Source organism: Brachybacterium fresconis (assembly GCF_017876515.1).
GTDB classification, from domain to species: domain Bacteria; phylum Actinomycetota; class Actinomycetes; order Actinomycetales; family Dermabacteraceae; genus Brachybacterium; species Brachybacterium fresconis.
In genome coordinates this window covers 532,818-550,405 of the sequence record NZ_JAGIOC010000001.1, presented here as the reverse complement: position 1 = coordinate 550,405, position 17,588 = coordinate 532,818, and the positions used below count along the sequence as shown (strand labels likewise).

The window sequence follows — 17,588 nt, the reverse complement described above, 5'->3', positions numbered from 1 at the left end:
GGATTGACCGGGCCCCAAGGAGCAGACGTGGGAGACGAACCGCTCGCAGCGGTCGAGCGCGAGCTGACAGCGCAGATCCGTGCCGGCTCTGCCCGATCCGGAGACCTGGGCCCTGATCACCGGCGACTCTGGATCGCGGTGGGGGAGGCGCTGAGGGACGGGAAAAGACTGCGTCCTCAGCTCCTGCTGATCACCCACGAGGGCCTCGGCGGTCGGCGCACCGCGGCCGCCGTCCGGACCGCGGCCGCCGTCGAACTGCTGCACACCGCATTCGTGATCCACGACGACGTCATCGACGGGGATCACCTGCGTCGGGGGCGGCTCAACGTCTCCGGTGCCTTCGCCGGCGAAGCCCGCGAGGGCGACCTGCCCGAGACCTCGGTACGGCGCTACGCCGACGCGGCGGGGGTCCTCGCCGGCGACCTCGCGCTGACGACCGCCATCCGAACGGTCGCCACCTGCGGTGCAGAGCAGGAGATCGTCGATCACCTGCTGGATCTGCTCGACGCGGCCGTGCACACCTCGGCCACCGGCGAGCTCGCCGACGTCCGGTTCGGGCTCGGCCTCGAGATCGACCCCGTCGTCGACGCCACCCTGCGCGTCGCGGCCCTGAAGACGGCCTCGTACTCGTTCGAGCTCCCCCTGCGAGCCGCGGCGGTGCTGGCCGAGGCTCAGCCCTCCACCGTCACCGCCCTGGGGGAGATCGGGCATTGCCTCGGAGTCGGCTTCCAGCTGCTGGATGACCTGCTCGGCGTGTTCGGCAACGAGGCCCGTACGGGCAAGAGCACCCTCTCGGATCTTCGCGAGGGGAAGGCCACCGCCCTCATCGCCCACGCGCGATCCACGCCGTCCTGGACCGCTCTGGACGGCCTGGTCGGTGATCGACGGCTCGACCACGGCGGCGCCGCTCGGGCGCGGACGGTGCTCACCGAGTGCGGAGCGCGCGGCGCCGTCCAGGATCTCGCCGACCACCACCTGGACCGGGCGGTGCAGACCGCGCACCGATCCGGCCTGCCGAGCACCCTCGCCGACCGTCTCACGGACGTCGTCCACGACATCCGTGCGACCGCGGGCGAGGCGCTCGTGCCCGCCCCGACCCTGACGGAGGAAGCATCATGACGCGCACCGACTCGTCCTCGTCGACGCGCCGGCGAACTCTCGCACGGCGACTTGCCGTGACCGCGAGCTTCGTCGTCGCGATCGTGGGATCCGCGATCGGCGTCGGAGCCTTCGGTGGCGTGCCGATCTCCGAAGCCGCCGACGGGCTCCTGGCCACCGATGCCACCCTCATCGCCCCCGCGGGGCCGGCCTTCTCGATCTGGACCGTCATCTACGCGGCACTGGGGGCATACACCCTGTGGCAGTGGTGGGACCGGACCGACGAGCGGCGCGTGGCGGGGCCCGCCATCGCCTCCCTGCTGCTCAATGCCGCGTGGATCCTGCTGGTCCAGGCGGGCCGGGTCGGCCTCACCGTGCCCGTGATCGTGCTGCTGCTCGCTGCCCTCGCCGTGCTCTTCCGGCGCCTCTCACGTGCCGCCGCCCGCGGACCGCTGGAGCTGCTGGTGGTCGACGGCACCTTCGGCCTCTACCTCGGATGGGTCAGCGTCGCCACCTGTGCGAACATCACCGCCGCGCTGGTCGGAGCCGGGGCGCCGGACCTCGGCCACCCCGAGTGGTTGGCGGTCCTCGTGCTCGTCGTCGCCGGACTGATCGGAATCGCTCTCGCCTCATCCGGCCGGGGAGCGATCGCCGCGCCCGCCGGTATCACGTGGGGCATCGCGTGGATCGCGGTCGCTCGCAGCACCGGTGAGCCGCACTCACCGATCACCGCGACGGGAGCCGCCATCGCCGCCGTCGTCGTCGGCGCGGCCACGGTCGTCGCCGTCGTGCGGCGGCTGCGCAGGTCCCGGAGCACGGTGGCCGGATGAGAGCGCGCCACGGATCCTGCCCCACCCTCACGCAGTACGACCGGGTCGCCCAAGCGGCGTCGCGGCAGGTCATCGCCGGGTACTCGACCTCCTTCGGGTGGGCGTCGAGACTCCTGGACGAACCCGTGCGCACCCACGTGCGCAGCACCTACGCGCTGGTGCGCGTCGCGGACGAGATCGTCGACGACCCCGATCCGCGACTCACACCGCCGCTGCGCGCCGAGCTGTTGGACGGGCTCGAGCAGGAGACCGACCGTGCGCTGAGGAGTGGCCGGAGTGCGAATCTGGTGGTCCATGCATTCGCACTGACGGCACGACGGTGCGGGATCGGCGACGAGCTGGTCTCGCCGTTCTTCACCTCGATGCGACGGGACCTATCTCCGCGGCCGCACAGCGCCGAGAGCCTGTCCGAGTACATCTACGGCTCCGCCGAAGTCGTCGGCCTGATGTGCCTGTGCGCCTTCGTCGACGGCGACCCGCACGCCTACGAACGCCTCGGACCCGGCGCCCGTCGGCTCGGAGCGGCCTTCCAGAAGGTCAACTTTCTCCGCGATCTCGCCGACGACGAGGAGCTGCTCGGGCGCGCATACCTCCGCGGGATCGACCGGGACTCCTTCACGGACGCCGAGCGCGACGTCCTGCTGGATGACATCGACGCCGATCTGGAGGCCGCGGCCGCCGTCATCGGGGATCTTCCGGTCAGCAGCCGGCGGGCCGTCAGCGCCGCGCACGGCCTGTACTGCGCGCTCGCGAAACGGCTGCGCGTCACTCCTGCCGCAGAGATCGGGCGTCGGCGCATCCGGGTGCCCGACGCTCAGAAGGCGTGGATCCTCGCCCGCGCTGCCGCCGGGAGGCTCGGATGAGAAGCACTTCCCAGCGCTCGGTGGTGATCATCGGTGGCGGCATTTCCGGGCTCGCCTCCGCCGCGCTCCTCGCCCGCGACGGCTACGACGTCGACCTGGTCGAGGCCCGCGACGGCTTCGGCGGCCGCGCAGGGCGCTGGGAGCGAGATGGATTCCGGTTCGACACCGGCCCCTCCTGGTACCTGATGCCCGAAGTGTTCGACCACTTCTTCCACCTGCTGGGCACCTCCGCCGCCGAGCAGCTCGACCTCGAGCGACTCATTCCCGGATATCGCATCTTCTTCGAGGGACACGCCGATCCTCTCGACATCAGCGCATCGGCGACCGAGAACATGGAGCGCTTCGAGGCGGTCGAAGCCGGTGCCGGTCATCGGTTGGAACGCTATCTCGACTCCGCCCAGCGCACCTACGACATCGCTGTCGAACGCTTCCTCTACACCTCGTTCGACTCCGCCAGGCCCTTCCTGTCGGCCGAGGTCGTCCGCCGCGGGCCCCGCCTAATGCAGCTGCTCCTGGAACCGCTGGAATCCTTCGTCGCGCGGCGGTTCCACGACCCCCGCCTCCGGCAGATCCTCGGCTATCCCGCGGTCTTCCTCGGCTCCTCACCGGGCCGGACGCCGAGCCTGTACCACCTCATGAGCTCCCTGGACCTGACCGGCGGGGTGCAGTATCCGCACGGCGGATTCGCCGCTCTCATCGACGCCATGGTCGACCTGGCCCGCGCCGCCGGGGCGCGCCTGCACGCGGGCACCGCGGCCACGCGCATCGTGACCGCGCCCGGGGGCCCCGGACGGGCCCGCGCCACGGCCCGCGGTGTGCAGGTGCGCGATCCCGCGGGGGAGGAGAGGACGCTGGACGCCGACGTCGTCGTCGCGACCGCCGATCTGCACCACGTCGAGACGACCATGCTGCCGCGCCCCCTGCAGACCTACCCCGAGTCCTGGTGGCGTCGGCGCACCAGCAGCCCGGGCGGGGTCCTGGTCATGCTCGGGATCCGCGGGGAGCTGCCGCAGCTGCCCCACCACACCCTCCTGTTCACCCGGGACTGGTCCGCGAACTTCGGGGCGATCGCCGACGGTCGCGTCCCCTCGCCCGCATCGACGTACGTGTGCAAGCCCTCCGCCACGGACTCCTCGGTCGCTCCCCCCGGTCACGAGAATCTGTTCCTTCTGGTGCCGGCCCCGGCGGACCCTGCGCTGGGGCACGGCGGGGAGGACGGCGCGGGGTCCAGCGCTGTGGAGCGCATCGCCGATGAGGCGATCGAACAGCTCGGGCGGTGGGCCGGCGTCGGCGATCTCTCCGACCGCGTGGTGGTGCGCCGCACCGTCGGACCAGCCGACTTCCGCGACGATCTCGGTGCCTGGCGCGGCGGCATCCTCGGTCCGGCCCATACTCTCCGGCAGAGCGCCTTCTTCCGCGCCGGGAACGCCTCCCGCCGCGTGGATTCGCTCTACTACGCCGGGTCGTCCACGATCCCGGGCATCGGACTGCCCATGTGTCTGATCAGCGCCGAGGTCCTCCTGAAACGCCTGCGGGGGGACCACTCGCCGTCCCGGCTGCCCACACCCATGTCTCCATCCCCCTCCCACCGTCCCCCGCCGGAGGGCACCATACGGTCATGACCGAGTTCCAGTACCTGCTCCTGATGGGCGCGTGCGTCGCGATCACGCTGCCCCTCGAGTTCGTCCTCCGCGCCCGGGTCTACCGGCGATGGCGTCTGCTCCTGCCGACGATCCTCGTCGTCGTGCTCGTCTTCGGTCTCTGGGACATCGTCGGGATCGTCCGCGAGCACTGGACGTACGACAGCGTCTCCATGACCGGGGTGATGTTCGGGCCGCTGCCGCTCGAGGAGCTGGTCTTCTTCGTGGTCATCCCGGTTGCCGCCCTCCTCAGCTACGAGGGCGTCGGGACCGTCCTGCAGATCGCACGCCGCCGCTGGGCCGATCGACGGACGAAGGAGTGATGGACATCCCCGAATACACCGCGCTCACGGTCCTCGGGATCGTGCTGGTCGTCCTGCTCGAGCTGCTCGTGCTCCGCACCGGCATCTTCCGCCGGCCCGCCTACTGGCTCGCGATGGCGATCTGCCTGGCCTTCCAGATCCCCGTCGACGGGTGGCTCACAAAGCTCTCCGCACCGATCGTTCTCTACCATCCGGACCACATCCTCGGCATCCGCTTCCCCTGGGACATCCCGATCGAGGACTTCGGATTCGGGTTCGCCATGATGACCCTGACGATCATGACGTGGCAGCATCTGAAGAATCGGCGAGGGGCTGACGATGACGCTGAGTGACGCCTTCACGCGCAGCGCCCGGCGCTACGATCTGCTGACCTGGCTGAACCCCGGCTACGGGCGAGAGCTGCGCGACGCCGCCGAGGATCTCGCCGCAGGGATCGGACACCGGGAAGAGCAGGATCATGACCAGGCTCCCTCGCCCCGCATCTGGGACCTCGGCTGCGGCTCCGGACTCAGCACCCGGGCCCTGCTGCGCGCGATGCCGACGGCGTGCATCGTGGGCCTCGATTCCTCAGCGGGCATGCTCGAACAGGCCCGTATCAAGTCCTGGCCGTCGACCACGCAGTTCCTGCTCGGCGGTGTCGAAGAGCTCCCGACGCATCCCGAACCTGCCCTGGAGGAGCAGCCGGACGGGATCTTCGCGGCGTATCTCTTCCGGAACCTCCCTCCCGCCGCCCGCGACGCCACCCTGGCGCATCTCTCCACCCGCCTGCGCCCGGGCGGACGTCTCCTCGTGCACGACTACTCGGTCAGCGAGTCCCTGCGCGCCCGGATCGTGTGGAGCCTCGTCTGCTGGCTGATCGTCATCCCTCTCAGCCGGATCGTCGGCGCCGACCCCGGTCTCTACCGGTACCTGTGGCGCTCCGTCCGTGAGAACGACTCGACCGTCCGATTCCGGGGTCGGCTCGTCGAGGCGGGATTCGAGGAGGTCGCCGTCCGCACCGGTCGCGGCTGGCACCGCGGGATCCTGCACACCTACACGGCCCGCAGGCCGGAGGAGCCCACATGAGCACCGCACCCCGCGATCCCCACGCCCTACGTATCCCCCCGGAGCCCGGGCTGTCCGCCCCCGCGCGCCCTCGATCGGTCGCCGTGATCGGCGGCGGCATCGCCGGCCTGGCCGCCGCGACCGCCCTCGCCGAACGTGGCGTCGAGGTCACGCTCTGGGAAGCGACCGACCGCCTCGGCGGACGCGTCGCAGCCTGGCCCCTCGATGGCGGGCGCACCATGAGTCGTGGCTTCCACGCCTTCTTCCGCCAGTACTACAATCTGCGGTCCCTGCTGCGACGCGTCGACCCGGGTCTTCGACGCCTCGTCCCGATCGACGACTACCCGCTGCAGCGCGCCGACGGTCTCGTCGACTCCTTCGCGGCGATCCCGCGCACCCCGCCGTGGAACCTCGTCGGTTTCGTCCTGCGCAGCCCCAGCTTCCCGCTGCGTGCGCTGGCCGGCATCGACCTCCGCACCGCGCTCGAGCTCATCGACGTGGACTTCCCGTCGACCCATTCGCGCTTCGACGGCGTCTCGGCTGCGCAGTTCCTCGATCGGCTCCGCTTCCCCCGCGGCGCACGGCACCTGGCCCTCGAGGTGTTCGCCCGCTCCTTCTTCGCGCATCCCGAGGACTTCGCCGCCGGCGAGCTCGTGGCGATGTTCCACACCTACTTCGTCGGATCCTCCGAAGGGCTCCTCTTCGACGTTCCCGCCGACGATTACGACACCACGCTGTGGGCGCCTCTCGGTGAGCACCTCACGCACCTCGGGGTGACCATCCGGACGTCAGCACGGGTCACCTCTCTGGCGCAGCGCTCGGCCACCTGGTGCGTGGCGTCCGAGGACGGCGAGGTCGACGTCGACGCCGTGGTCCTCGCCACGGACCCACGTACGACTCGCGATCTGGTCGCAGGGCTCGATCCCGACCTCGCTGGTTCCGCTCCGGGCGCAGAGGCTGTGGGGACATGGCAGAGGGACATCGCCGATCAGCGCAATGCGCCGCCGTTCGCCGTGCTGCGCCTGTGGCTCGACGGCCGCGTCGATCCCTCGCGCCAGGCCTTCTGCGGCACCAGCGGGTACGCAGTGCTCGACAACGTCACCGTCCTCGAGCGCTACGAGCAGGGCGCCCGGCGATGGAGCGAGGACCACGACGGCTCCGTCCTCGAGCTGCATGCCTATGCGCTCGATGCCGACCGGGATCCGCGACTGGTGGACCCGGACCGGGTTCGCCGGTTGCTGCTCGCGGATCTGCGCGGCGTGTATCCGGAGACCACCGACCTCGCCATCGTCGCCGAGGAGCTGAGGATCGATGACGACTGCGGGCTGGTCGATCTCGAGCCCCGCAGCCGGCAACCGGGCGTCGTGACGCCGCTGACGGGCCTGGTGCTCGCCGGGGATCGCATCGTGTGCGACTACCCGGTAGCCCTGATGGAGCGCGCCGCCACCACCGGATTCCTCGCGGCGAACGAGCTCCTGCACTCCTGGGGGGTCGTCGGGCACGACCTGATCTCGCCGCCGATGCGCGGCCTGCTGCGCCGGGGCGTGCTCGGGCGGATCCGTCGACCACGACCATCGGAGGCGCCGCGACCATGATGGATCACCCCGGGCACCGCAAAGCGGTGCGTCCCGACGACCTCGACGGGCCACGGGTCCAGCGCGACGGCCCGATCTGGCAGATCCGCTCGCTCGATGCCGCACGACAGATCCTGCGCGCGCGCGACCGCACGACCCAGGCCGGGTTCACGGCCGAACAGATCCCGCGAGGGATCTTCCGACGCCACCCCATCCTCATCTCGGACGGAGCACTCCACGACGAACAGCGCAGGTCTCTCGCGCGCCTCTTCGCTCCGAGTGTGGTCGCCGAACGCTACACAGCGCTCATGGAATCGACCGCGGACGAGATGATCGCGGAGGCCGTCCGGGTCGGTCGATGCCGTCTGGACGACCTCGCTCTGCACTATGCGGTCGCCGTGACCGCCGAGGTCGTCGGTCTCACCTCCTCCTCGGTGCCGGCGATGTCCAGGCGGCTGACCAGCTTCTTCCGTCAGCCCCCGTTCGACCTCGCCCGGCCGCGCCTGGGGCGCACGAAGCGACAATTGATGCGCGCGGCGTACAACGGGCTGTCAGCGGTGCTGCGCTTCTACCTCGCCGACGTGCTCCCCGCTCTTCGCGACCACCGCCGGCGCCCGCGGAACGACGTGATCAGCCAGCTGCTGGACCAGGGCGCCGGACACACCGACATCCTGGTCGAATGCGTGACCTACGGGACGGCCGGCATGGTCACCACGCGCGAGTTCATCTCCATGGCCTGCTGGCATCTGCTGGAGGACGATCTGCTGCGCGCCCGGTACCTCGCAGCCGGCCAGGACGAGCGCCTCGGCATCCTCCACGAGATCATCCGTCTCGAGCCGGTCGTCGGTCACCTGTACCGCCGGGTCAGCGAGCACATCACCGTCAGCGACGAGGGCGTCGAGCACCACCTGGTTCCCGGCGATCTCGTCGACATCGACGTGCGAGGCGCGAACGCGGACCCGGCGAGCGTCGGCGCCGCACCTCTCGAGCTCTGCCCGGGTCGGACGCTGCCGCGCGGTGTCAGCGAATCAGGACTCGGCTTCGGGGACGGAGCTCATCGCTGCCCGGGACGCTCCCTCGCGCTGCTCGAGACGGACACGCTCCTGACCCGTCTGCTCGCGCAGGAGCCGACGATGGTCGCCGAGCCGGCAATCGGATGGGACGACCTCATCGCGGGATACCGGCTGCGCGGCGTCGAGTTGCGTCTCGGCCCCGCCTGACGCATCGGGCCCTGACCCCGTGCTCTCACAGGTACGATCACATATCATTAGCTAGGCTATCGAAAGCGTCGCGGAGTCGACGACGGGTGCCGGAACTCAGGAGGTCTGGATGACGCACCACCTTTCCACCACCGATCTGCGGGCGGAGGTCGGCGACGACACGTGCTCCGATCCTCGACAGCGCCGCGCCGCGGCGCGCGACTACGACGCGATCCTGTTGGCGTCGTTCGGCGGGCCGGAGTCCCACGAGGATGTGCTGCCCTTCCTGCGCAACGTCACGCGAGGCCGAGGGATACCGGATGAACGACTGGTCGAGGTCGGTGAGCACTACACGGCGCTGGGTGGGCGCTCCCCGATCAACGACCAGAACCGGGCGCTGATCGATGCGCTGCGCGCGGAGCTCGACGCGCGGGGGATCGACCTCCCCGTGTACTGGGGGAACCGCAACTGGGAGCCCTCCATGTCCCGGGCCGTGCGCGAGCTGCACGAGGACGGGCATCACGAGGTCCTCGGCATCGCCACCAGCGCGTACTCCTCCTACTCCTCGTGCCGTCAATACCGGGAGGACTTCGGCCGCGCACTCGAGGAGACAGGACTGCTGGGGTCGCTGCGCATCGACAAGACACGGCCCTACTTCAACCATCCGGGATTCCTGGCGCCGATGACGGACGGGATCCGCGGTGCCCTGAAGGACCTGGAGTCCGAGGGCCACGACCGCTCACGCATCCGGATCCTGTTCTCGACGCATTCGATCCCCGACGTCATGGCCGACGCCTCGGGCCCGGCGGAGGAGCGGACAGCGGGCCCCGTGCGATGGTACGTCGCCCAGCACGAGGCGGCCTGCCGCTACCTGATGGAGTCCGTGCCCGATGGCGAGACGCGCGACACCGTCACGGGCGGGGCCCCTGCGGACCTCTCGTGGGAGCTCGTGTACCAGTCCCGCTCGGGCCCGCCCCAGGTTCCCTGGCTGGAGCCCGACATCAATGACGTCATCGCGCGCATCGGGCGGTCGGGGTCTCACGATGCCGTGATCGTGGTTCCCGTGGGGTTCGTCAGCGACCACGTGGAGGTGATCTGGGATCTGGACACGGAGGCGCGCCGAAGTGCCGAGCAGCGCCACCTGGCGTTCCGCCGCGTGTCGACGTCCGGCACCGATCCGCGGTTCGTGGCCGCGCTGGCGGACCTCGTCGAGGAGAGGACGATCGCCGGGTCGCCTCGTCGCACGGTCACGGAATTCGGGGCGACGCCCGACGTCTGCGGCACCGCCTGCTGCCTGTCCGGATCCAGCCGCGTGGCGACGGTCCCCACCACCTCCGCGCTCGATTCCGACCAGGACCTCCGCGAGTTCCGGGCCCGTGCTCGCCAGGACGGTGAGCAGCGATGACCGGGCAGGGGAGAGGCGACCGGCCGCGCGTCCTCGTCACGGGCGCGACGGGATACGTCGGCAGCCGTCTCGTGCCGGCCCTCGACGATCGCGGTGCCCGGGTGCGGGTCTGCGGGCGGCACATGCGCCGATTGGATGCACAGCCCTGGAGGGACCGCGTGGAGGCCGTGGAGGCGGATCTCGCGGATCGCCTGTCCGTGCGACGCGCCGTATCCGGGGTCGACGTGGTGGTCTTCCTCGTGCATTCGATGTCGGGCGGCAGCGGGTTCGCCGAGCGCGAGGCGCGCATGGCGCACATCATGGCCGACGAGGCCGAGCGCGCCGGCGTCGGCAGGATCGTCTACCTCTCCGGCCTGCACCCGGACTCCGAGCGGCTCAGCGAGCACATGGCCTCCCGCCGCCGGGTCGGACGCATCCTGGGCGACAGCGCCGTGCCGACGACCGTGCTGGAGGCCGCTACGGTGATCGGTGCCGGATCCGCCAGCTTCGAGATCGTTCGACACCTCTCCGAGCGGCTGCCCGTCATGCCCGCGCCGCGCTGGGTGCGCAACAGGATCGAGCCCGTCGCCGTCACCGACGTCCTCCACTACCTCGTCGAGGCCGTGGACGCTGCGGGAGACGTCTCCGGGACCTACGGGGTGGGCAGCGGCGAGTCGGACCTGCGATTCGCCGATCTCCTCACCGTGTACGCCGAGGTCGCCGGGCTCCGACGCCGTCGCGTGTTCTCGCTGCCGCTGCCGGCTCCGCTGTTGTCGGGCGGGTGGATCGCTCTGGTGACGCCCGTGCCGCTGTCGATCGCGGTGCCGCTCGCCCAGTCGATGCAGCACGAAGCAGTCACCAGCGGGCCTCTGGCCGACGAGGTCCTGCCCTCGCCTGCCGGCGGTCCGATGCCGTACCGGACGGCCGTCAGGTCGGCGCTGGAGGCCGAGCGCTTCGGGGACCTGGCCTCGCGCTGGGACGCCGACCTCGGGCACGAGAGGGCTCCGGAGTCGTCGTTGCCCGCCGATCCGGAGTGGGCGGGCAACACCGTGTTCACGGACGAGAGGGAGCGCGAACGGGCCGACGTCGACCCGGCCTCGGTATGGCGTGTGATCGAGGGCATAGGGGGTGCGTCCGGCTGGTACTCGACGCCCGTGCTGTGGGCCCTGCGCGGTCTCGCGGACCGGCTCCTCGGGGGGCCGGGCCTCCGGCGTGGCCGTCGCGACCCGCAGCGCCTGCGGGTCGGAGACGCCGTGGATTGGTGGCGGGTCGAGAGGATAGAGCCCGGCCAGTGCCTCACCCTGCGCGCCGAGATGAGGATGAGCGGCCGCGCATGGCTGCAGCTGTCCGTCGAGCCCTGCGACGGAGGCGCCCGCTATCGCCAGCGCGCCATCTACTTCCCCGATGGCCTGCTGGGGCGTCTGTACTGGTGGGGGATCTCCCCCTTCCACGCGCTCGTCTTCCCCGCGATGGCCCGCAACATCATGACGGCGGCCCGGACCACCTCGGGAAGCCTCCCGGACGGCACGGATCGTGACGGTGAGCTCGACGGGCTCTGACCGCCCGTCCTGCAAGGATGAGAGAGCGATGCGCAGCATCTGGTGGGTCAGGGACGACCTGCGACTCCATGACATCTCCGCTCGTCGTGCGGCGGCCATGGACGGTGAGGTCATCGCTGTCCACGTGGACGAGATGATCGAGGGGCGCACCCTCCGGCGTTCTGCGTCCGTGACCTACCTCCTGAGCAAGTTCTTTCGTCGGCTCTGCCTCGGAACTTTCTTCGAACTGCTCGCTCGCCATGTGGTGGCCGTGAACTTTCCCGGTCGCCGTCGTTTTCTTGTGTTGCCCTTCGATCCTATTGTCAGGATGGACCAGGGAGTCCGGATGTGCTTCTTGGTCTTCCCCATCGTTGGCTGCCTCCTCGGATCTTCGGCCCCGGAGACCAGCTCCTCGGCCCTCACGTCTCAGGCCGCCAGCGCGGCGACCTCGTTCATCGTGGTCTCGTCGTCGAGCGCCGTCAATCAGCTCAGGCGGAGCTGGCGTCGACGGCCACGATCGCCGTTTCGCCTCGCCGTCACGATGGGTGATCTGCTGGAGCTGGACCTCGAAGAGGCGGGGCACCATCCGTGACGCCACGAGGTGCGGCGAGAAAGGCGGTGTCCTATACCCACTCCGCCTCCTCAGGAGGCCCGTGATGACATCGTGCGCGTCGCTATAGTCGGTCAACCGCCGCCGTCTTCCGCTGCCCCTAGACCATCTATCCGCTCCGCAAGACCCACCACGACATCCAGGAGAACACCATGGAGACTCTTTACACCGCCGAAGCGCTGTCCACCGGCGCCGGCCGCGACGGCCGCGTCACCACGCCCGACGGCACTCTCGACCTGACCATGGCGGTGCCGAAGGAGATGGGCGGCTCCGGGAACGGCGCCAACCCCGAGCTCCTCTTCGCCGCGGGGTACGCCGCCTGTTTCCACTCCGCCCTGCAGGGGGTGGCGCGCGCCCGGGACGTCGCGATCACCGATTCCAGCGTCGGCGGACGCGTGCAGATCGGGCCGAACGGCGAGGGCGGGTTCCAGCTGGCCGTCACGCTGGAGGTCGTCATCCCGGGCATTGCGCACGAACAGGCCCAGGAACTCGCCGACTCGGCGCATCAGGTGTGTCCCTACTCGAATGCCACACGCGGCAACATCGAGGTCTCGGTGACGGTCTCCGACGACTGAACATCGCCGCTCATGGCTCGCCCGCCCGGCGGCACCGGCCACCTCGACCGGACAGCCCCGCACTCTCGCGCGGAGCGGCTTGGGAGGCATGCTCGTCGTCGCCGGCATCAGCCATCTCACCGTGGCCCGCGAGGAGTTCACCGCGCAGGTGCCGGAGTTCGTCCCACTCAGTGATGACACCGTGGTGGTGGCCTCGGGCGTCGTCGAGATCACCCTCGGCAGTGCGCTCTTGCTGCTGGCCGGGCGACGGGTGCCGATCAGCCGGGCCGCCGCGCTGTTCTTCCAGACCGCTGCTCTCCGGTCCGTTCGCGCTAACCCCCTGCCCCCTATGACTGGTCATGGCTGGCCCGGATATCGCCCCATCACCCCGAGCCGACGGCTGATCGGCCGGGAGAACCGCTCCACGAGAAGGGGATACATGACGCGATGACGAGAGCTCGTACGCCGGCCCGAACTCAGCACCGATCTGCTGCAGATCCTCAAGAGCGTGGTCGCGGCCACCGCCGCGTGGTGGCTCTCCCGCGAGGTGCTGGATTCGATGCTGCCGTTCCTGGCTCCGTGGACGGCGCTGCTGACGGTGCATGCCACGATGCACCGGTCGCTGTCGCGGGGCGCGCATACGACGGTGGCCTCCACGATCGGCGTCGGATTGTCGTTCCTGATCGGTGCCTACCTCGGCGTGAACGTGTGGACCTTCGCCCTGGCACTGTTCGTCGGGCTTGCCGGAGCGCGACTTTCATGGATCCGTGACGAAAGTGTCGCGATCGCGACCACGGCGATCTTCATCCTCGGCAGCGGCTTCTCCGAGCAGCAGCCCCTGCTGCTGGACCGCATCATCGAGGTCGGCGTCGGGATGGCGATCGGGGGTCCTCGCCAACCTGCTGATCATTCCCCCGCTGCGCGATCAGCAGGCCGCGCGATACGTGGACAGCATCAGCCGTCGCATGGGCGACGTCCTCATCAACATGGCCGACGAGTTCTCCACCTCCTGGGAGACCGACAAGGCGACGCATGGCGGCAAGAGACCGAGTCGATGAGCGAGGAGCTGGACACCGCGTGGCAGTCCGCCTACTCCGAGGGCGACTGGGACGAACGATTCCGCGAGAGATGGAGAGCCATCGTCCGCGACGCCGAACATGCCATTGCCGGTCCCGACGCGAACGTCCGATCCGATCTACGACCGCATCACCGCTCTCGCACGGGAGATGGGAGACGACCAGGGTCTCCCCGAGGAGACCTGGCCGCTGTACGGCTCCCTCCTGTCGAGCATGCGCCACATCGCCGTCGTCGGTGAAGTGCGTTCACAGCTACCGGCCGGGTTCGGCCCGCTGCTCGAACAGGCCACCGCGCATCACGCGAACGCGAAGTATGGGGGAGGGGCCGGACGACGCATCATCCGGCCCCTCCCCGGTGGATGAAGCTGCGATCGGGCATCTGGTGAACCGGGCTTCGGTCAGCTGCCGCGGTTCTCTCCCAGCTCGTCGACGATGGGGTTGATCGGGGTCTCACGCTCCTGCTCAGCAAGGCCGCTGTGGGCGTGGTGGTGGGCCTGGCTCGCCTTCTCGGCGTCGCTCTGATCATCACGGACCGTCACCGACGACAACACCTCGCCGATGCTCCCGTACTCAACCGGCGGCATCGCACGAAGAGCACGGACGACGTCCTGCGGCGCATCGTTCTGCTCCGCGTGAGCGACCAGCTGCTGCTTGTCGGCGGGGAAGTCGATTCCGTCGAGCCACGTGCGAGCCTGCTGCGGGTCTGTGAGTGCCATGGTCATCCTCTCTGTGCAGTTCGGTTAGTGCGTCGATCCTCGACGGTAACGCGGCTGCGACGGTCCGGGAATGCCGATACTCGTCTTCTGCGATCCCGCTGCAGGTTCCTCAGGGTCTCGACCGTACGGTCGGCTACACCACGATGCGCAGCGGTTCCTCCAGGACCGCCTGCACCTCCTGGAGGAAGGCCGCGGCGACGGCGCCGTTGAGGACGCGATGGTCGACGGTCAACGTCAGCGTCATGATGGTGCGGCTGCCCAGCTCTGCGTCCCGGAGCACGGGCTCCTGCCGGGCGGTGCCGACGGCCAGGATCGCCGCTTCGGGCGGATTGATGATGGCGTCGAAGTCATCGATGCCGAACATGCCCAGGTTGCTGATGCTGAACGTGCTGCCGTGATACTCGTCGGGCTCCAGCTTCCCGTCGCGTGCGCGGGTCGCGAGGTCGCCCGCAAACGCATGTCGCACCCGCTGGCGCTCCAGCGTCACCGCTCGGCATCGAGCAGAGCGTGGGCGGTGTGCTCATCAATGATGAGATCGGTGATGTACCCGCCGGCAAGGGCTGCGCTCAGCGCTTCGACCTTGTGCACCCCGGAGGTCACACAGATCCTGCGCTTGACGGCGCACAGAGCATCGAGATCGGGTCCCGTGCTCTGAGCGTTGAGCCGGATCGGGTCGGTGCGCCCTTGCGCGTCGAAGAACGTTGTCGCGATGTCCGCCACGGCCCCGTCTTCTCGCAGAGTGTCGTATTCGGCGTCCCCCAGGTAGTTCCCGTAGAGGTGGGGTGCGCTGGGCACCCCACCCGTCACCGTGCCCACGTTGAACAGGAACAGATCCGCAGTCTCGATCGCCTGCGTCACCCCGGAGAGCAGGCGGTCGGCCCGGAGCATCGCCGCGACCTCGGCCGAATCGAGGAAAAGCGGGAGGGGATTCTCCTGCACCCGGGCACCGAAGGCATGGCCGAAGCGGTCCATCATCGCGTGGGCGTAGTGCACGCCGATCCCGGCGCTGTTCCCCATCCCGTTCACCTGCACCACGGAGCAGTTCGTCACGGCTTTCGGATGCAGGTGCAGGCTGATCGCGTGCGTCATGGTTCCCCAGGCGACGGCGAGCACCCCATCGGAGGTGACCACCTGCCGCAGGGCATCTGCGGCGGCCTCGGCGGTCCGCGCATGCCGCTCCTCGACCGGAATCCGCTCCTGGAGGGGGACGACGAGAGCCTCGACCCCGTGACGGTCGTGCAGCTCCGTCGAGAGCTGCGAGGCCCGCGCCCCGGGGGTGAAGACGGTGATCTCGACGATCCCCGTCTCGCGAGCACGAGCCAGGAGCCGGGACACCGTGGCCCGGGAGACCCGCAGCTCGCGGGCGACGGCATCCATCGTCTTTCCCTCGAGGTGGTACGCGACGGCGGCGCGCAGCGCACGGTCCTCATCACCGGGGTGGGGAAGCTGCGGCGGTGAGGACCCGGCACGTGTCATGTCCTGATGATGCCAGGCCGGATCCCGGCACGGTGCCGCCTTTGCAATTCCGTTCACCGAGCTGTAAGACGCTACGTCTTCGGCGATGGAGCCGGGTAACACCGCATGAACATCCGTCCAACTCCATTGAGAAGGCGATCACGAGGTCGGCACGATGGGGCAACCGATGGGCGCTGACCTCCGCCCAGTAAATCGCCCGGAGAACACCTCGGTGGAGGCCGGGAGGAAGGGACGACAGCATGCGCACCTACACCCGGGAGATCGACGTCGAGTCACCGACCGATGTGCTCGTGATCGGCAGCGGACCCTCCGGTCTCGCCGCCGCCGTGGCCGCCGCTCGCGAAGGGATGACGGTGCGGCTCGTCGAGCAGTACGGATATCTCGGCGGTAACCTCACCGGCGCCCTCGTCGGGCCGTGCATGACCTCGTTCTCCCTGGACGGTAAGACGCAGCTGATCCGCGGGATCTTCGACGAGTTCGTACGCACCATGGAGTCGCTCGGGGGTGCCGTGCATCCGTCGCACACGGTGGGCGGAAGCCCCTTCGCGGGATTCATGACCTACGGCCACGAGGCCGTCACCCCCTTCGATCCCGAAGTGGCCAAGCGCGTCGCTCTCGAGATGGCCCTCGACGCCGGCGTGGAGCTGATGCTGCACAGCATGATGGTCGACTCCGTCGTCGAGAACGGTCGGGTCGCCGGCGCGGTCGTCGCGCACAAGGGCGGGATGTCGTTCCTGCCCGCCACCGTGACGGTGGATGCCAGCGGCGATGGGGACGTCGCGGCCCGCGCCCGCGCGGAATTCCGCTACGGCCGGGAGTCCGACGGCACCGTGCAGCCGATGACGCTGTTCTTCCGGGTCCGCGACGTCGACGACGAGGCCGTTGCCGCCTACCAGGCGGAGCACCCCGAGGAGCGGTTCCCCTTCGAGTCCCTCGTCGAGAAGGCGCACCGCGACGGGACGTACAGCCTGCCCCGGCGGGGCGTGCAACTGTTCAAGACCCTCGAGCCGGGCGTGTGGCGGGTCAACACGACCCGCGTCACCGGGGTCGACGGGACCGATGTCCATGACCTGACCCGAGCCGAGGTGGAGGCCCGTCGGCAAGTTCTCGACCTGCTCGACTTCTTCCGCGCCGAGCTGCCCGGGATGGGCAGCAGCCGTCTGCTCGACACGGCCGCGACCATCGGAGTGCGGGAGACGCGCCGGATCGTCGGGACGTACGAGATCACCCTCGACGACCTCGTGCAGGCACGCGCCTTCGAGGACGTCGTCACTGTCGCCGGCTACCCGGTCGACATCCACAGCCCGACGTCGAAGGACGGCCCCTTCGACGATGACATCCCGACGACCGCGAACGTCTACGAGATCCCTTATGGTGCCCTCGTCCCGGCCGAGGTCGACGGGCTGCTCGTCGCAGGCCGGTGCATCTCCGGCACGCACGAGGCGCTCGCGGCGATCCGCGTGATGCCCCCGGCCTTCGCCCTGGGCCAGGCCGCCGGGACCGCGGCGGCCCAGGCCGCCCGTGGCGGCATCGCGCCCCGCGACGTCGATGTCCGCGCACTGCAAGAACGACTCCTGGAGGCAGGTGCTTACCTCGGTGAGCGGCTGGCCCGGGACAGATCGATGCTCTGACCCCCGTATCCACCCTCTGGGAAGGACCCCCT

19 protein-coding genes are annotated in these 17,588 nt (G+C 69.7%); 16 read left to right on the top strand and 3 right to left on the bottom strand.

The genetic code is table 11. The annotated features are described in order from the left end of the window. The first annotated feature begins 27 nt into the window (after positions 1 to 27). The 15 genes from JOF44_RS02530 (at position 28) to JOF44_RS02460 (ending at position 13,972) form a co-directional block, all read left to right on the top strand. Positions 28 to 1,119: a polyprenyl synthetase family protein gene (locus tag JOF44_RS02530; RefSeq protein WP_209886987.1), complete on the top strand. Its 1,092-nt coding sequence runs from the start codon at positions 28 to 30 to the stop codon at positions 1,117 to 1,119. Beyond that, positions 1,116 to 1,928 carry a TspO/MBR family protein gene (locus JOF44_RS02525; RefSeq protein ID WP_209886984.1) on the top strand — a complete coding sequence of 271 codons (813 nt, stop codon included), beginning with the start codon at positions 1,116 to 1,118 and terminating at the stop codon, positions 1,926 to 1,928. The genes JOF44_RS02530 and JOF44_RS02525 overlap by 4 nt, the downstream gene beginning before the upstream one ends. After that, positions 1,925 to 2,791, top strand: a complete 867-nt coding sequence (locus JOF44_RS02520) for a phytoene/squalene synthase family protein (protein WP_209886981.1) — start codon at positions 1,925 to 1,927, stop codon at positions 2,789 to 2,791. The genes JOF44_RS02525 and JOF44_RS02520 overlap by 4 nt, the downstream gene beginning before the upstream one ends. Beyond that, positions 2,788 to 4,413, top strand: coding sequence for a phytoene desaturase family protein (crtI, locus tag JOF44_RS02515; protein WP_209886977.1), 1,626 nt, complete (start codon positions 2,788 to 2,790; stop codon positions 4,411 to 4,413). Before JOF44_RS02520 ends, crtI begins: the two co-directional genes overlap by 4 nt. After that, entirely contained in the window at positions 4,410 to 4,754 is a 345-nt protein-coding gene (locus JOF44_RS02510) for a lycopene cyclase domain-containing protein (protein WP_209886975.1), read from the top strand. Before crtI ends, JOF44_RS02510 begins: the two co-directional genes overlap by 4 nt. Continuing rightward, positions 4,754 to 5,086, top strand: coding sequence for a lycopene cyclase domain-containing protein (locus JOF44_RS02505; protein ID WP_209886972.1), 333 nt, complete (start codon positions 4,754 to 4,756; stop codon positions 5,084 to 5,086). The genes JOF44_RS02510 and JOF44_RS02505 overlap by 1 nt, the downstream gene beginning before the upstream one ends. Continuing rightward, entirely contained in the window at positions 5,073 to 5,819 is a 747-nt protein-coding gene (locus JOF44_RS02500; RefSeq protein WP_209886969.1) for a class I SAM-dependent methyltransferase, read from the top strand. Before JOF44_RS02505 ends, JOF44_RS02500 begins: the two co-directional genes overlap by 14 nt. Further along, on the top strand, positions 5,816 to 7,393 hold the full coding sequence (locus tag JOF44_RS02495; protein WP_209886966.1) for an FAD-dependent oxidoreductase: 1,578 nt from the start codon (positions 5,816 to 5,818) through the stop codon (positions 7,391 to 7,393). Before JOF44_RS02500 ends, JOF44_RS02495 begins: the two co-directional genes overlap by 4 nt. After that, positions 7,390 to 8,592: a cytochrome P450 gene (locus JOF44_RS02490; RefSeq protein WP_245348822.1), complete on the top strand. Its 1,203-nt coding sequence runs from the start codon at positions 7,390 to 7,392 to the stop codon at positions 8,590 to 8,592. The genes JOF44_RS02495 and JOF44_RS02490 overlap by 4 nt, the downstream gene beginning before the upstream one ends. A 109-nt stretch (positions 8,593 to 8,701) precedes the next feature. Next, positions 8,702 to 9,976, top strand: coding sequence for a ferrochelatase (locus JOF44_RS02485; protein WP_209886964.1), 1,275 nt, complete (start codon positions 8,702 to 8,704; stop codon positions 9,974 to 9,976). Then, positions 9,973 to 11,514 carry an SDR family oxidoreductase gene (locus JOF44_RS02480; RefSeq protein ID WP_209886960.1) on the top strand — a complete coding sequence of 514 codons (1,542 nt, stop codon included), beginning with the start codon at positions 9,973 to 9,975 and terminating at the stop codon, positions 11,512 to 11,514. Before JOF44_RS02485 ends, JOF44_RS02480 begins: the two co-directional genes overlap by 4 nt. A gap of 28 nt (positions 11,515 to 11,542) precedes the next feature. Continuing rightward, entirely contained in the window at positions 11,543 to 12,085 is a 543-nt protein-coding gene (locus JOF44_RS02475) for a hypothetical protein (RefSeq protein ID WP_209886957.1), read from the top strand. A 170-nt stretch (positions 12,086 to 12,255) separates the two neighbouring features. Next, positions 12,256 to 12,678 (top strand): organic hydroperoxide resistance protein, encoded by a 423-nt coding sequence (locus tag JOF44_RS02470; protein ID WP_209886954.1) that lies wholly within the window; start codon positions 12,256 to 12,258, stop codon positions 12,676 to 12,678. An 88-nt stretch (positions 12,679 to 12,766) separates the two neighbouring features. Further along, a complete protein-coding gene (locus tag JOF44_RS02465; protein ID WP_209886951.1) occupies positions 12,767 to 13,108 on the top strand; it encodes a hypothetical protein in 342 nt (113 codons plus the stop codon). A gap of 57 nt (positions 13,109 to 13,165) precedes the next feature. Further along, complete coding sequence (locus JOF44_RS02460) at positions 13,166 to 13,972, top strand: FUSC family protein (protein WP_342591642.1); 807 nt, start codon at positions 13,166 to 13,168, stop codon at positions 13,970 to 13,972. A gap of 159 nt (positions 13,973 to 14,131) precedes the next feature. Here the strand turns inward: JOF44_RS02460 and JOF44_RS02455 are convergent, their stop codons facing one another. The 3 genes from JOF44_RS02455 to JOF44_RS02445 form a co-directional block, all read right to left on the bottom strand. Then, entirely contained in the window at positions 14,132 to 14,449 is a 318-nt protein-coding gene (locus tag JOF44_RS02455) for a DUF2795 domain-containing protein (protein ID WP_209886948.1), read from the bottom strand. A 133-nt stretch (positions 14,450 to 14,582) separates the two neighbouring features. Continuing rightward, complete coding sequence (locus JOF44_RS02450; RefSeq protein ID WP_209886945.1) at positions 14,583 to 14,915, bottom strand: 2-oxo acid dehydrogenase subunit E2; 333 nt, start codon at positions 14,913 to 14,915, stop codon at positions 14,583 to 14,585. Between the two features lie 17 nt (positions 14,916 to 14,932). Continuing rightward, on the bottom strand, positions 14,933 to 15,925 hold the full coding sequence (locus JOF44_RS02445) for a sugar-binding transcriptional regulator (RefSeq protein WP_209886942.1): 993 nt from the start codon (positions 15,923 to 15,925) through the stop codon (positions 14,933 to 14,935). 239 nt (positions 15,926 to 16,164) lie between these two features. Here JOF44_RS02445 and JOF44_RS02440 point away from each other — a divergent pair, with 239 nt between their 5' ends. After that, the gene (locus JOF44_RS02440; protein WP_209886939.1) at positions 16,165 to 17,556 is read left to right on the top strand and encodes an FAD-dependent oxidoreductase; all 1,392 of its coding nucleotides are present in this window, start codon (positions 16,165 to 16,167) and stop codon (positions 17,554 to 17,556) included. Positions 17,557 to 17,588 lie beyond the last annotated feature (32 nt).

Excerpts from the sequence above, each read along its gene's own strand:
- JOF44_RS02495 (WP_209886966.1), top strand. The coding sequence starts at position 5,816 with ATGAGCACCGCACCCCGCGATCCCCACGCCCTACGTATCCCCCCGGAG.
- crtI (WP_209886977.1), top strand. The coding sequence starts at position 2,788 with ATGAGAAGCACTTCCCAGCGCTCGGTGGTGATCATCGGTGGCGGCATT.
- JOF44_RS02520 (WP_209886981.1), top strand. The coding sequence starts at position 1,925 with ATGAGAGCGCGCCACGGATCCTGCCCCACCCTCACGCAGTACGACCGG.
- JOF44_RS02510 (WP_209886975.1), top strand. The coding sequence starts at position 4,410 with ATGACCGAGTTCCAGTACCTGCTCCTGATGGGCGCGTGCGTCGCGATC.
- JOF44_RS02445 (WP_209886942.1), bottom strand. The coding sequence starts at position 15,925 with ATGACACGTGCCGGGTCCTCACCGCCGCAGCTTCCCCACCCCGGTGAT.
- JOF44_RS02465 (WP_209886951.1), top strand. The coding sequence starts at position 12,767 with ATGCTCGTCGTCGCCGGCATCAGCCATCTCACCGTGGCCCGCGAGGAG.
- JOF44_RS02480 (WP_209886960.1), top strand. The coding sequence starts at position 9,973 with ATGACCGGGCAGGGGAGAGGCGACCGGCCGCGCGTCCTCGTCACGGGC.
- JOF44_RS02485 (WP_209886964.1), top strand. The coding sequence starts at position 8,702 with ATGACGCACCACCTTTCCACCACCGATCTGCGGGCGGAGGTCGGCGAC.
- JOF44_RS02525 (WP_209886984.1), top strand. The coding sequence starts at position 1,116 with ATGACGCGCACCGACTCGTCCTCGTCGACGCGCCGGCGAACTCTCGCA.
- JOF44_RS02475 (WP_209886957.1), top strand. The coding sequence starts at position 11,543 with ATGCGCAGCATCTGGTGGGTCAGGGACGACCTGCGACTCCATGACATC.
- JOF44_RS02505 (WP_209886972.1), top strand. The coding sequence starts at position 4,754 with ATGGACATCCCCGAATACACCGCGCTCACGGTCCTCGGGATCGTGCTG.
- JOF44_RS02455 (WP_209886948.1), bottom strand. The coding sequence starts at position 14,449 with ATGGCACTCACAGACCCGCAGCAGGCTCGCACGTGGCTCGACGGAATC.
- JOF44_RS02440 (WP_209886939.1), top strand. The coding sequence starts at position 16,165 with ATGCGCACCTACACCCGGGAGATCGACGTCGAGTCACCGACCGATGTG.
- JOF44_RS02490 (WP_245348822.1), top strand. The coding sequence starts at position 7,390 with ATGATGGATCACCCCGGGCACCGCAAAGCGGTGCGTCCCGACGACCTC.
- JOF44_RS02470 (WP_209886954.1), top strand. The coding sequence starts at position 12,256 with ATGGAGACTCTTTACACCGCCGAAGCGCTGTCCACCGGCGCCGGCCGC.
- JOF44_RS02500 (WP_209886969.1), top strand. The coding sequence starts at position 5,073 with ATGACGCTGAGTGACGCCTTCACGCGCAGCGCCCGGCGCTACGATCTG.